This window comes from Variovorax sp. CCNWLW186, from assembly GCF_037203865.1.
GTDB lineage: Bacteria > Pseudomonadota > Gammaproteobacteria > Burkholderiales > Burkholderiaceae_C > Variovorax.
Genome location: NZ_JBBCBO010000006.1, coordinates 43,671 through 56,074, shown reverse-complemented (window position 1 = coordinate 56,074; position 12,404 = coordinate 43,671). Strand labels below are relative to the sequence as shown.

At 66.1% G+C, this 12,404-nt stretch carries 11 protein-coding genes; 8 read left to right on the top strand and 3 right to left on the bottom strand.

Annotated elements, in window-relative coordinates:
* Positions 1-74 precede the first annotated feature (74 nt).
* Positions 75-986 (top strand): LysR family transcriptional regulator, encoded by a 912-nt coding sequence (locus tag V9K97_RS09470; protein ID WP_337317665.1) that lies wholly within the window; start codon positions 75-77, stop codon positions 984-986.
* 28 nt (positions 987-1,014) lie between these two features.
* Here V9K97_RS09470 and V9K97_RS09465 read toward each other — a convergent pair whose 3' ends face one another.
* The gene (locus V9K97_RS09465; protein ID WP_337317664.1) at positions 1,015-1,965 is read right to left on the bottom strand and encodes a LysR family transcriptional regulator; all 951 of its coding nucleotides are present in this window, start codon (positions 1,963-1,965) and stop codon (positions 1,015-1,017) included.
* A 105-nt stretch (positions 1,966-2,070) separates the two neighbouring features.
* Between V9K97_RS09465 and V9K97_RS09460 the strand changes: the two genes are divergently transcribed.
* The 3 genes from V9K97_RS09460 (at position 2,071) to V9K97_RS09450 (ending at position 6,389) form a co-directional block, all read left to right on the top strand.
* The gene (locus V9K97_RS09460; RefSeq protein ID WP_337317662.1) at positions 2,071-3,579 is read left to right on the top strand and encodes a CoA-acylating methylmalonate-semialdehyde dehydrogenase; all 1,509 of its coding nucleotides are present in this window, start codon (positions 2,071-2,073) and stop codon (positions 3,577-3,579) included.
* 140 nt (positions 3,580-3,719) lie between these two features.
* Positions 3,720-4,565, top strand: a complete 846-nt coding sequence (locus V9K97_RS09455; protein WP_337317661.1) for a class I SAM-dependent methyltransferase — start codon at positions 3,720-3,722, stop codon at positions 4,563-4,565.
* A gap of 225 nt (positions 4,566-4,790) precedes the next feature.
* A complete protein-coding gene (locus tag V9K97_RS09450) occupies positions 4,791-6,389 on the top strand; it encodes a glucan biosynthesis protein (protein ID WP_337296326.1) in 1,599 nt (532 codons plus the stop codon).
* Between the two features lie 6 nt (positions 6,390-6,395).
* On the opposite strand, the gene V9K97_RS09445 is transcribed toward V9K97_RS09450, so the two are convergent.
* Complete coding sequence (locus tag V9K97_RS09445; RefSeq protein ID WP_337317659.1) at positions 6,396-7,313, bottom strand: LysR family transcriptional regulator; 918 nt, start codon at positions 7,311-7,313, stop codon at positions 6,396-6,398.
* A 128-nt stretch (positions 7,314-7,441) separates the two neighbouring features.
* Between V9K97_RS09445 and V9K97_RS09440 the strand changes: the two genes are divergently transcribed.
* Complete coding sequence (locus V9K97_RS09440; RefSeq protein ID WP_337317658.1) at positions 7,442-8,197, top strand: glucose 1-dehydrogenase; 756 nt, start codon at positions 7,442-7,444, stop codon at positions 8,195-8,197.
* Between the two features lie 4 nt (positions 8,198-8,201).
* On the opposite strand, the gene V9K97_RS09435 is transcribed toward V9K97_RS09440, so the two are convergent.
* Complete coding sequence (locus V9K97_RS09435; RefSeq protein ID WP_337317656.1) at positions 8,202-8,627, bottom strand: FKBP-type peptidyl-prolyl cis-trans isomerase; 426 nt, start codon at positions 8,625-8,627, stop codon at positions 8,202-8,204.
* 107 nt (positions 8,628-8,734) lie between these two features.
* Between V9K97_RS09435 and eat the strand changes: the two genes are divergently transcribed.
* From eat to eutC, 3 genes are read left to right on the top strand one after another with little or no spacing between them, the layout of a single operon-like run.
* Complete coding sequence (gene eat / locus V9K97_RS09430) at positions 8,735-10,156, top strand: ethanolamine permease (protein WP_337317654.1); 1,422 nt, start codon at positions 8,735-8,737, stop codon at positions 10,154-10,156.
* Between the two features lie 7 nt (positions 10,157-10,163).
* Positions 10,164-11,558, top strand: coding sequence for an ethanolamine ammonia-lyase subunit EutB (locus tag V9K97_RS09425; protein WP_337317653.1), 1,395 nt, complete (start codon positions 10,164-10,166; stop codon positions 11,556-11,558).
* Positions 11,555-12,340 carry an ethanolamine ammonia-lyase subunit EutC gene (gene eutC, locus V9K97_RS09420; protein ID WP_337317651.1) on the top strand — a complete coding sequence of 262 codons (786 nt, stop codon included), beginning with the start codon at positions 11,555-11,557 and terminating at the stop codon, positions 12,338-12,340. The genes V9K97_RS09425 and eutC overlap by 4 nt, the downstream gene beginning before the upstream one ends.
* The last annotated feature ends 64 nt before the right edge of the window (positions 12,341-12,404 follow it).

Genomic DNA, 12,404 nt, shown 5'->3' with positions numbered 1-12,404 from the left:
ACATAACATGTCAAAGAATCTTTTGGCCTATGCCAATGGCGTTTACATGACGGCGCCATCCCTAGAATCCGGCGATGGCCAGCCCCATCAATCCCGCGCGTGTCGATTTCGTGACGCTGCGCCTGTTCTGCGCGGTGGCCCAGTCGGGCAGCATCACCAAGGGTGCGGAGGCCTGTCACCTCGCCCTTTCGGCGGCCAGCCGGCGGCTTTCTGATTTCGAGGCCGCCACCGGGTCGAAGCTGCTGGAGCGCAGTTCGCAAGGCATAGCCCTCACCCCCGCCGGCCATGTGGCCATGCAGCATGCGATGCGGCTCTTTCAGGGCTTCGAGCAGTTCAGCAACGAACTCGGCGACTACTCGAGCGGCGTGCGCGGCCATGTGCGGCTGTGGGCCAACATGTCGGCGCTCACCGAGTTCCTGCCGGCCACGCTGGCGGCGTTTCTCGGCCAGCATCCGGACATCCGCGTCGAAGTGGAAGAACAACTGAGCGGCGACATCGTCCGCGCCTTGGTCGACGGCCTGGCCGACGTGGGCGTGTTCGCGGAAAACACGCCCGCCTACGGGCTCGACGTGGCGCAGTTCCAGACCGACGAGCTGGTGGTGCTGTGCGCCCGGCAGCATCCGCTTGCGCGCACCCGGAGAACGGACTTCAAGACCTGCCTCGCCCACGAGTTCGTGGGCCTGAACCGCAGCAGCTCGCTGCTCGAGCTGACCTCCCGCGCGGCCGAGCAGGCCGCCATTCCGATGCGGTTGCGCGTGCAGGTGCGCAGCTTCGATGCGATGTGCCACATGATCGCCGCCAACCTCGGCATCGGCGTGGTGCCGCTCGCGGCCTGCAAGGCGCAGGTGAGCGCGCTCGATCTCAAGGTGGTGCGGCTGAAGGACGCCTGGGCCGTTCGGCGGCTGCTGATGGCAACGAAGACCGGCGAGACCCTGTCGCCCGCGGCACAGTTGCTGGTCAAGCAGCTGCTTGCATCGTCCACCTGAAACCAGGCCGGACCAGCGGGCCGAAACCTCAGGCCTGCGGCAAGCGGAACCCTGCCTTGAGGGTTTCGCGCAGGTGGCTCACAAACAGATTGACCGCGCGCGGTATGTGCAGCGAGTACGGCCGAATGGCGTAGATGTGGTCCGCGAATGCGCCGGTGGGCTGCCAGTCGGGCAGCACCTCCACCAGCTTGCCCGCTTGCAAGGCCGACTGCGCACTGAAGTCGGGCAGCAGGGCAATGCCAAGCCCGGCCTGCGCGGCATCGCGAAGCGCTTCGCTGTTGTTGGCGGCGAGCGGGCCGGCAATGGGCACGGTCATGCGCTCGGCCTGGCGCGCCCGGACGTTCCGGCGCTCGAACGACCACACATTCGTTTCTTGCCCGCGCGGATAGTGCAGGCAATCGTGCTCGGCCAGCATGGACGGCGACAGCGGCGTTCCCTTGCGGCGCAGATAGGCCCGGCTGGCCACCAGCACGGATCGGGTCTCGCACAGCCGCCAGGCCACATGCGTATCGGGCGGCGAAGCGGCGTGCCGCACCGCCAGGTCGAAGCCTTCCGTCGCAAGCGAGCTGAGACGATCGGAAAGCTCCATCTCGATGCGGATCGATGGATGCGCAAGCAGGAAGTCGGCCAGCCGCGGTAACAGCTGCTGCCGCCCCAAGGCTACCGGCGCCGTCACGCGCACCAGGCCGCGCGGTTCGCCCGCATGGTCCTGGGCCTTCAAAAAACTGTGGGCGATCTGCTCGAAGGGCTCCCGGGTCTGGTCGACGAGCTGCTGGCCGGCCTCGGTGAGCCGCATGCTGCGCGTGGTACGGCGCACCAGGGGCACGCCCGCGGCGCGCTCCAGTTCGGCAATGCGCTGGCTCATGGCGGCCTTGCTCACGCCCAGCCGGGCCGCGGCGGCGGTGTAGCTGCCCTGCTGGCCGAGCACGATCAGCCAGTGCAGGTGCGTCCAGAGCGATTCGGCTTTTTGCGTATCCATGGCTGCATTGTTCACCATGGCGAACAAACAGTTCAACTTTAGCGCCTAGGCAGGCGCCCTTCCCTTTTCTAGACTGGCGCAAATCATTTGACCCTGGGACTCTCCATGACCACACAGATCGCGCATTTCATCGCCGGCCAGCACACCGCCGGCGGTTCCAGCCGCACGCAGGACGTCACCAATCCGGCCTCCGGCAAGGTCACTGGCAAGGTGGTGCTTGCCGCCGCGGCCGATGTCGACGCCGCCGTGGCCGCCGCCCAGGCCGCCTTTCCCAAGTGGGCCGACACGCCACCGATTCGCCGTGCCCGCGTGATGTTCAAGTTTCTGGAGCTGCTGAACCTGCACAAGGACGAGCTCGCCCACATGATCACCGCCGAGCACGGCAAGGTGTTCACCGACGCGCAGGGCGAGGTCTCGCGCGGCATCGACATCGTCGAGTTCGCATGCGGTATTCCGCAGCTGCTCAAGGGCGACTTCACCGACCAGGTGAGCACCGGCATCGACAACTGGACGCTGCGCCAGCCGCTGGGCGTGGTGGCGGGCATCACGCCTTTCAACTTTCCGGTGATGGTGCCGATGTGGATGTTCCCGGTGGCCATTGCCGCGGGCAACACCTTCATTCTCAAGCCCAGCCCGACCGACCCGACCCCGTCGCTGCGCATGGCCGAGCTGCTGAAGGAAGCGGGCCTGCCCGACGGCGTGTTCAACGTGGTGCAGGGCGACAAGGCCGCGGTCGATGCGCTGCTCGAGCACCCGGACGTCAAGGCCGTCAGCTTTGTGGGCTCCACGCCCATTGCCAACTACATCTATGAAACCGGCGCGCGCAACGGCAAGCGCGTGCAGGCGCTGGGCGGCGCGAAGAACCACATGGTGGTGATGCCCGACGCCGACATCGACCAGACGGTGGATGCGCTGATCGGCGCCGGATACGGTTCGGCCGGCGAGCGCTGCATGGCGATCAGCGTGGCGGTGCTGGTGGGCGACGTGGCCGACAAGATCATTCCGAAGCTCGTCGAGCGCACGAAGACGCTCAAGGTGCTCGACGGCGAGAACCTCGCGGCCGAGATGGGCCCGATCGTCACCCGCGCGGCGCACGAGCGCATCACGGGCTACATCGCCCAGGGCGAAAAAGAAGGCGCGAAGCTGCTGGTCGACGGCCGCCAGTTCGACGGCAGCAAGGCCGGCGAAGGCTGCGGCGACGGCTTCTGGATGGGCGGCACGCTGTTCGACCACGTCACGCCCGAAATGCGCATCTACAAGGAAGAAATCTTCGGCCCGGTGCTCTCCTGCGTGCGCGTGGCCAACTTCAAGGACGCGGTGGACCTGGTCAACGACCATGAATTCGGCAACGGCGTGAGCTGCTTCACGCGCGACGGCAATGTGGCGCGCGAATTCAGCCGCCGCATCCAGGTGGGCATGGTCGGCATCAACGTGCCGATTCCGGTGCCAATGGCGTGGCACGGCTTCGGCGGCTGGAAGCGCTCGCTCTTCGGCGACATGCATGCCTACGGCGAAGAAGGCGTGCGCTTCTACACCAAGCAGAAGTCCGTCATGCAGCGCTGGCCCGAGAGCATCGGCAAGGGCGCCGAGTTCGTGATGCCGACTGCCAAGTGATCGAAGGCGCGATCCGAAGCAATCGAAGCAATAAGTTATAGGCGCGGGCGCATCGGCGGCCTGCCAGGGCTAACCAAAGGCTGACTTGCCCCGCTGTGCGGTAGCAGCCAGACTTTGGGCATGACCCTGGTCCAGCGCCCATGACGACAACGAGCCAAGCCGCGCGGAGCCTGTCGGCCGTGCCTTCGACCCTGCGGATTTCGCTTGCGGCGCGCGCCTCCGGCGACGCGATGTTTCCGCAGCTCGGGGTGCGCGACGCCTACGCCGCATCGGTGCTCGAGCAGATACGTGACGACGGGCATGCCCTGCCGGAAGACAGGGCCACCATCTACGGCATCCTGAACCGCACGCGCCGCTTCCGCAGCCTTGCACAGGAATTTCTCAAGCAGCATCCGGGCGGCCGCGTGGTGAACATGGGCTGCGGCCTGAGCCACTACTTCCAGTGGCTGGACGACGGGCAGTGCCGCCTGACGGATGCCGACCTGCCCGAAGTGCTCGAACTGCGCCGCGAACTGATTCCCGAAACCGATCCGCGGCACGACGTGTGCCCGCTCGACCTCACCTCCGACGGATGGTGGGACCAGCTGGCGCTGCCGCGCAATCGCAAGGGGGAGCCGGTTTTTCTCTTTACCGAGGGCGTGCTGATGTACCTGGAGCCGCAACAGGTGCGGGCCGTGTTCGCAACCTTCGGCGAGCGAGCGCCCGCGGGCTCGGTGCTGGCGTTCGACGCCATGTGCTGGCTTGCCGTCGGGCGGGCGGCGCAGCACCCCTCGGTGCGCGCCACCGGCGCGGAGTTTCGGTGGGGGCTGCGCCGGGCCTCCGAGCTGACCGAACCTCATCCGCGGTTGCGGCTCGATTCCGCCTATCGGGTGCTGGAAGGCTTCGGCCTGCCCTACACGCTGTTCGCGCCGCTGGTGCTGATGATGCTGGGCGTGTCGCTCTATGCCGTCTACGCGTTGAGCGCCACGGACCCCGCCGATACATAAACGCACAATTTTTCCAATCGCCGGCCTTGTCTGGCCTGCATTGCGCGGCTTGGCTGACGCGGGGCGCAGCTGCTTCAAGGCATGCTCGCCGTTCCTCCCGTCGCGGAAAATCCTGACGCGTGCTGCATTAGGATGGTTCTTCCGCAGCCGGCCGGCACACCCGCTGGCCGCGTCTTCTTCGTGAACGCTTCCGTACCTCCAAGACTCGCAACCCTCAAGAAACACATGCTTGATCGCCGATCCTTCCTTGCCGCTGGTGGTGCCGCCGCCGCACTCGCCGCCCTTGGACTGCCCGAAGAGGCAATGGCCGCCAACGGCCTGAAACTGAGCCAGCCCTCGCCGTTTTCGTTCGACCGCCTCGTCGCGCAGGCCAGGCGCCTGGCCGCGCAGCCCTATGCGGCAGCCGCACCACTGGCACCCGATGTGCTCGAGAAGATCGACTACGACGCCCACGGCAAGATCAAGTTCGACCCCGCCAACGCCCTCTTCCGCGACGGGCCCGGCGCCTTTCCCGTCACCTTCTTTCACCTGGGCCGTTTCTTCCAGACGCCGGTGCGCATGCACGTGCTCGAAAACGCGGGCGGCGATGTGTTTGCACGCGAGGTGCTCTACAGCCCCAGCTACTTTTCGATGCCGCCCGACAGCCCGGCCCGCGCGCTGCCGGCCGGCGCGGGCTTTGCTGGCTTCCGCCTCCAGGAAAGCCGCCTGGGCGACCAGAGCAAGCTCGACTGGCAGAAGAACGACTGGGTCGCGTTTCTAGGCGCCTCGTACTTCCGCGCGATCGGCGAGCTCTACCAGTACGGCCTGTCGGCACGCGGCCTTGCGCTCGATGTGGCCGTGCCCGACAAGCCGGAAGAGTTTCCGACCTTCACGCGCTACTACTTCGAGACGCCCGCCGCCAACAACACCACCTCGATGACGGTCTACGCGCTGCTCGAAGGGCCGAGCGTCACGGGGGTGTTCAAGTTCGTCATGCAGCGCGGCAAGGCCGTCATCATGGACATCGATTCGCGCCTGTTCCTGCGCCGCGACGTCTCGCGCCTCGGGCTGGTGCCGCTCACCTCGATGTATTGGTACTCCGAAACCATCAAGCCCACCGCCATCGACTGGCGCCCCGAGGTGCACGACTCCGACGGCCTTGCCATCTGGAACGGCGCGGGCGAGCGCATCTGGCGCCCTCTCAACAACCCGACGCAAACCCGGGCCTCGGCGTTCGCCGACACCCGGCCGCGCGGCTTCGGGCTGCTGCAGCGCGACCGCGTGTTCGACAACTACCAGGACGGCGTCAACTACGAAAAGCGCCCAAGCCTCTGGATCGAGCCGCAGGGCGACTGGGGTGAAGGCTCGGTGCAGCTGATCGAGATTCCCACCGACGACGAAATCCACGACAACATCGTCGCCTTCTGGGTGCCCAAGGCCGACGCGAAGGCGGGCGCGAGCTACAGCCTGCAGTACCGGCTGCACTGGACCGACCAGGAACCCTTTCCCTCCCCGCTCGCGCGCTGCGTGGCAACGCGCATCGGCCGCGGCGGACAGCCGGGCCAGCCGCGGCCGCCGGGCGTGCGCAAGTTCATGGTCGAGTTCGTCGGCGAGCCGCTCACCACCGTGCCCTTCGGCGTAAAGCCAGAGTTGGTGCTGACCGCGCCGCGCGGCAAGTTCTCCTATGTGTTTGCCGAGGCCGTGCCCAATGGCGTGCCCGGCCACTGGCGAGCGCAGTTCGACTACACGCCCGAAGGCAACGAACCCGTCGACATGCGGCTCTACCTGAAGACCGGCGACAAGACGCTCACCGAAACCTGGCTGTACCAATTCCAGCCAAGTTGATCGTCATCAGCGCGCTGCGCGTGGGTTGTAGGGCGCGAAGAGCTCCACGGCCCAGTCGACGAACACGCGCAGCTTGGCGCTCAGGTGGCGGTTGGCGGGGTACACCACGTGCAGCGGGTACGGCGGAGGCGCCCAGTCTTGCAGCACCTCCACCAGCGCGCCGCTTGCGAGGTGCGGCGCGGCCATTGGATAAAAGACCTGGGACACGCCCATGCCGGTAAGCACGGCCGTGATCTGCGCGGTGCTTTCGTTCACGCCCACCACGGTGCGGCCGTGAATCTCGATGCGCTCTTCGCCATGCGCATAGCGCAGCGGAATCGGGCGGTTGCTCAGCGATGAGAAGTAGCCCACCACGCGGTGCGCGCCGTCGCCGAGGTCCGCCGGCGTCTTGGGGATGCCATGGCGCTTCAGGTAGGCCGGGGTGGCGCAGGTCACGAAGGGCAAGGTCGCGATGCGGCGCGCCACCAGCGACTGGTCGCTCAGTTCGCCGGCGCGGATCACGCAGTCGACCGCATCGCCGATCAGGTTCACCGGCCGGTCGCCCACGCCGATCTCGAGTTCGATCTCCGGGTACCGCGCGTGAAATGTTGGCAGTTGCGGAATCAGGATCATGTTGGCAAACGACGAGCCGACATCCACCCTCAGCCGCCCGCGTGGATTCGCCTGCGCGTTGCTGAGATCCGATTCGATCTCTTCCAACTCGGCCAGCACGCGCGCCGTTCGCTCGTAGTAGGCGGCACCCTCTGGCGTGACCGTCACGCGCCGGGTCGTGCGCTGCAACAGCTTCACGCGCAGATGCGTCTCGAGTTGCTGCACCAGCTTCGTCACCGAGGGCTTGGGCATCTGCAGCGAATCGGCTGCGCGAGTGAAAGTGCCGGCCTCGACCACACGGGCGAAGACGCGCATGGCGGCGATCTGATCCATTGCCGGATTATTAGTGATTCGTGAATAAACAAATCCGCCGCAGCGTCTTGGTCGGCGGGGGGATGGCGCCCAAACTTCCTTGCCTGTTCAACGCTGCCTCGCAGCAAGCAATCAAAGGAAGAATCCCATTGTCCCAACCCAAGCTCAACGACAAGATCGCCCTCGTCACCGGCGGCACCAGCGGCATCGGCCTGGCCACCGCCCAACGCTTCGTGGCCGAAGGCGCCTACGTATTCATCACGGGCCGCCGCCAGGCCGAACTCGATGCGGCCGTAAAAACCATCGGCCGCAACGTGACGGGCGTGCTCGGCGACGTGTCGAAGCTCGCCGATCTCGACAAGCTCTACGCAACCATCAAGGAACAGAAAGGCCGCCTCGACGTGCTGTTTGCCAATGCGGGCGGCGGCAGCCTGCTGCCGCTGGGGCAGATCACCGAGGAGCACTTCGACAAGATCTTCGGCACCAACGTGCGCGGCCTGCTCTTCACCGTGCAGAAGGCGTTGCCGCTCATGCCCAAAGGCGCGTCGATCGTCCTCAACGCATCGATCACCAGCATCAAGGGCACGCCCGCCTTCAGCGTCTACAGCGCAACCAAGGCGGCGGTGCGCAGCTTTGCGCGCAGCTGGGCGGTGGACCTGAAGGATGCCGGCATTCGCGTCAACGCCGTGAGTCCCGGCGTGGTGCCGACTCCGGCCTATGACCTGCTGGGCCTCACGCCGGAACAGGTGACGGGCTTCATCGACTCACAGGCGCAGAACATCCCGCTTGGCCGCGTGGGCGCGCCCGACGAGATCGCCAAGGCCGTGGTGTTCCTGGCCTCCGACGACAGCAGCTTCGTGCACGGCGCCGAGCTGTTCGTCGACGGCGGCATGGCGCAGATCTAGGCAATCAGCGTTTCTTGACGGATACCAGCTCGACTTCGAAATTGAGCGTGGCATTGGGCGGAATCACGCCGCCCGCGCCGCGCGTGCCGTAGGCAATGGCCGGCGGGCAGGTGAGCTTGGCCTTGCCGCCCGGCTTCATCTTCTGCACGCCTTCGGTCCAGCACGGGATCACGCCGTTGAGCGGAAACTCGGTGGGCTCGCCGCGGCTGTAGGAGCTGTCGAATTCCTTGCCGCTGTCGGGAAAGGTGCCGCGGTAGTGCACCTTGACCACATCGGTTACGGCCGGCGAGGCGCCGGTGCCTTCCTTCAGCGATTGATAGACCAGGCCGCTCGGCGTGGTGACGGGGGCCGACTGCGCCCAGGCGGTGGACACGGCGCACACGGAAAGAAAAGCAGCACAGACGAGCGACGAAGAAGAAAAGGACTTCACGGAATACCTCGGAAGGATGGGAAAAGCATGATTATGGCGAGCGGTGGAACAGCCCTTGCTTTGCTGGATGCGCACTGTCAACATCCGCAAAAAGAGAGGAACGCTCCATGCAGTCCATCGAAGCCACCCCGGTCGCCGTCTCTGTTCCGGCCGGCACCGGCCACCTGAAGAAGGTGCTCGGCCCCATCCAGCTCTGGGGCATTGCGGTGGGCCTCGTCATTTCGGGCGAATACTTTGGTTGGAGCTACGGCTGGAACACCGCCGGCACGCTCGGCTTTCTGGTTGCCACGGTGCTGGTGGCCACCATGTACACCACGTTCATCTTCAGTTTTACCGAGCTCTCGACCGCCATTCCGCACGCCGGCGGCCCCTTTGCCTATGCCAGGCGAGCCTTCGGGCCGACAGGTGGCTTTGTCGCCGGCTTCGCCACGCTGGTCGAATTCGTCTTTGCACCGCCGGCCATTGCGCTGGCCATCGGCGCCTACCTCAATGTGCAGTTCCCCGGCATCAACCCGAAGTGGTTTGCACTGGGCGCCTATGTGATCTTCATCGGGCTCAACTGGATCGGCATCGGCATTGCGGCGGCCTTCGAACTCTTCGTGACGGTGCTGGCGATCTTCGAGCTGTTCGTGTTCATGGGCGTGGTCACGCCGGGCTGGTCGATGGCGAATTTCGTTGCCAACGGCTGGGCCGGCGGCAACGTGCTCAACGGCGCGGCCATCTCGGGCATCTTTGCGTCCATCCCATTCGCAATCTGGTTCTTCCTGGCGATCGAAGGTGCAGCCATGGCGGCCGAAGAAGCGCGCGACCCGCACCGCACCATTCCCATCGCCTATACCACGGGCATCGTCACGCTGGTGGTGCTGGCCTTCGGCGTGATGATCTTCGCGGGCGGCGTGGGCGACTGGCGCAAGCTCGCCAACATCAACGACCCGTTGCCGCAAGCCATGAAGGCGGTGGTGGGCGACAACAGCGGCTGGCTGCACATGCTGGTGTGGATCGGCCTCTTCGGGCTGGTTGCCTCGTTCCACGGCATCATCATGGGCTACTCGCGCCAGATCTTCGCGCTGGCGCGAGCAGGCTACCTGCCGCGCTACTTCGCCGGCCTGAGCCCGCGCTTCGACACGCCGCACCGCGCGCTGCTGGCTGGCGGCGTCATCGGCGTGGTGGCCATCTTCAGCGACGAGTGGGTGCAGTTCGGCGGCCAGACGCTCACCGCCAACATCGTGACCATGGCAGTGCTCGGCGCCATCGTGATGTACCTGATCTCGATGGCCGCGCTCTTCAAGCTGCGCAAGAGCGAGCCCGACCTGCTGCGCACCTACCGCGCGCCCTTCTACCCCGTGTTTCCGGCCATTGCGCTCGGGCTTGGCGTGGTGTGCCTCGGCGCCATGGTGTGGTTCAACGCCATGCTCACGCTGCTGTTCCTGGTGCTGATGGCCGCGGCCTACGGCTACTTTCTCTTGACCTCTGCACAACGCAAGGCGGCGGCGCCCGACGAGATGCTTTCATCGCCTCCGGCCGCCTGAAGGAAAGATGCGCTACCGCACCACCATCGCCGGCCAGGTCTTCGCATTCAACGACCTGAAGCAAGTCATGGCTACGGCCAGCCCGGCGCGCTCGGGCGACTATCTCGCGGGCATTGGCGCGGCCACCGCGCAGCAGCGCATGGCGGCGCGCCACGTGCTGGCCGAAACGCCGCTCAAGCAGTTCCTGAACGAGGCGCTGATTCCCTACGAAAGCGACAACATCACGCGCCTGATCGTCGACAGCCACGACGCACAGGCTTTTGCGCCGGTGTCGCATTTCACGGTGGGCGACTTCCGCAACTGGCTGCTGTCGGAACAGGCCACCACCGAGGCACTGACCGCGCTGGCGTCCGGCCTCACGCCCGAGATGGTGGCGGCCGTGTCCAAGCTCATGCGCAACCAGGACCTGGTCTCGGTTGCCAAAAAGTGCAGCGTGGTCACCCGGTTCCGCGACACCATCGGCCTGCCCGGCCACTTGGCCGTGCGGCTGCAACCCAACCATCCGACAGACGACCTGCGCGGCGTGGCGGCTTCCACGCTCGACGGATTGCTTTATGGCGCGGGCGATGCGGTGATCGGGCTCAACCCGGTGTCCGACAGCATGCAGGTGCTCGGCCGGCTGTTGCACATGCTCGACGAGGTCATCCAGCGCTTCGAGATTCCCACGCAAAGCTGCGTGCTCACGCATGTGACCAACACGCTCAAGCTGGCGGAAGCCGGCGCGCCGGTGGACCTGGTGTTCCAGTCGATCGCGGGCACGGAGAAGGCGAACCTGTCTTTCGGCATCACGCCCGAGTTGCTCGACGAAGCCTACGCGGCGGCGCTGGCACTGAACCGGGGCACGGTCGGCAACAACGTCATGTACTTCGAGACCGGCCAGGGCAGCGCACTGTCGGCCAACGCCAATTTCGGCGTCGACCAGCAGACCTGCGAGGTGCGCGCCTACGCATTGGCGCGGCGCTACAAGCCGCTGCTCATCAACACGGTGGTCGGTTTCATCGGGCCCGAATACCTGTACGACGGCAAGCAGATCATCCGCGCCGGGCTGGAAGATCATTGCTGCGGCAAGCTGCTGGGCCTGCCCATCGGCTGCGACATCTGCTACACCAACCATGCCGAGGCCGACCAGGACGACATGGACAACCTCCTCGTGTTGCTGGGCACGGCGGGCATCAACTTCATCATGGGCATTCCGGGCGCCGACGACGTGATGCTCAACTACCAGAGCACCTCGTTCCACGACGCGCTATTCCTGCGGCAGACGCTGGGCCTGAAGCGCGCGCCCGAATTCGAGGCCTGGCTGCAGCGCATGCAGATCACCGATGCCGCGGGGCAACTCGCACCGCCGTCGGCCAACCGCCTGCTGGCGGACATGAGCGGGCTGGCCGCGCTGGCACCATGAGCGACGAACCCGTCACGCCCCACCCTTGGGCACAGTGGCGCTCGGCCACTCCCGCGCGCTTGGCGCTCGGCCGCGCCGGCGCCGGCATGCCGACCGACGAGACGCTGCGCTTCGGCTGGGCCCATGCCATGGCGCGCGACGCCATTCATGCGGCACTCGACGTCGATGCGCTCGAAGCAACGCTGCGCCTACAGAACTGGGAAACGCTGCACGCCCGCAGCCGTGCGGAAGACCGCACCACGTACCTGCGCCGTCCCGACTTGGGCCGGCAACTCGACCCCACCGATGCGGAGCGGCTGCGTGCTGCGGCAAAGCGCGAATGCGACGTGTGCCTGGTCATCGGCGATGGCCTTTCCTCGCTCGCAGTGGCACGCCATGCCGCGCCGCTGCTGGCTGCGTTGCGCTCGCATCTGCCGGCGGAAACGCGCTTCTCCCCCGTCGTCATCGCCACGCAGGCGCGCGTTGCGCTGGCCGACGAGGTGGGCGAATTGTTCGGGGCCACGCTCTCGGTCATGCTGATCGGCGAACGCCCGGGCCTCAGCTCGCCCGACAGCCTCGGCATCTACCTGACCCATTCGCCCAAGCGCGGCCGGCACGACGCCGAGCGCAACTGCATCTCGAACGTGCGCCCCGAAGGCCTGCCCTGCGAAGCCGCCGCGTTCAAGCTGGCATGGCTGATGCAAGAGGCGCAGCAGAGAGGGCTGACCGGCGTCGGCCTCAAGGACGAGAGCGATCTGGCGGTGCTTCAGCAAGACGCCCATAGGCCCGAACTGCCCGGATAACACGCACTCCACCATCTGCGAGAAAACGCATTAAAATGACTTTTAACCGGTTTAATAGTCATTT

What these genes read in the sequence shown, in the direction of transcription:
- V9K97_RS09470 (WP_337317665.1), top strand. Translation starts at nt 75, where the DNA reads ATGGCCAGCCCCATCAATCCCGCGCGTGTCGATTTCGTGACGCTGCGC.
- V9K97_RS09465 (WP_337317664.1), bottom strand. Translation starts at nt 1,965, where the DNA reads ATGGATACGCAAAAAGCCGAATCGCTCTGGACGCACCTGCACTGGCTG.
- V9K97_RS09460 (WP_337317662.1), top strand. Translation starts at nt 2,071, where the DNA reads ATGACCACACAGATCGCGCATTTCATCGCCGGCCAGCACACCGCCGGC.
- V9K97_RS09455 (WP_337317661.1), top strand. Translation starts at nt 3,720, where the DNA reads ATGACGACAACGAGCCAAGCCGCGCGGAGCCTGTCGGCCGTGCCTTCG.
- V9K97_RS09450 (WP_337296326.1), top strand. Translation starts at nt 4,791, where the DNA reads ATGCTTGATCGCCGATCCTTCCTTGCCGCTGGTGGTGCCGCCGCCGCA.
- V9K97_RS09445 (WP_337317659.1), bottom strand. Translation starts at nt 7,313, where the DNA reads ATGGATCAGATCGCCGCCATGCGCGTCTTCGCCCGTGTGGTCGAGGCC.
- eat (WP_337317654.1), top strand. Translation starts at nt 8,735, where the DNA reads ATGCAGTCCATCGAAGCCACCCCGGTCGCCGTCTCTGTTCCGGCCGGC.
- V9K97_RS09425 (WP_337317653.1), top strand. Translation starts at nt 10,164, where the DNA reads ATGCGCTACCGCACCACCATCGCCGGCCAGGTCTTCGCATTCAACGAC.
- eutC (WP_337317651.1), top strand. Translation starts at nt 11,555, where the DNA reads ATGAGCGACGAACCCGTCACGCCCCACCCTTGGGCACAGTGGCGCTCG.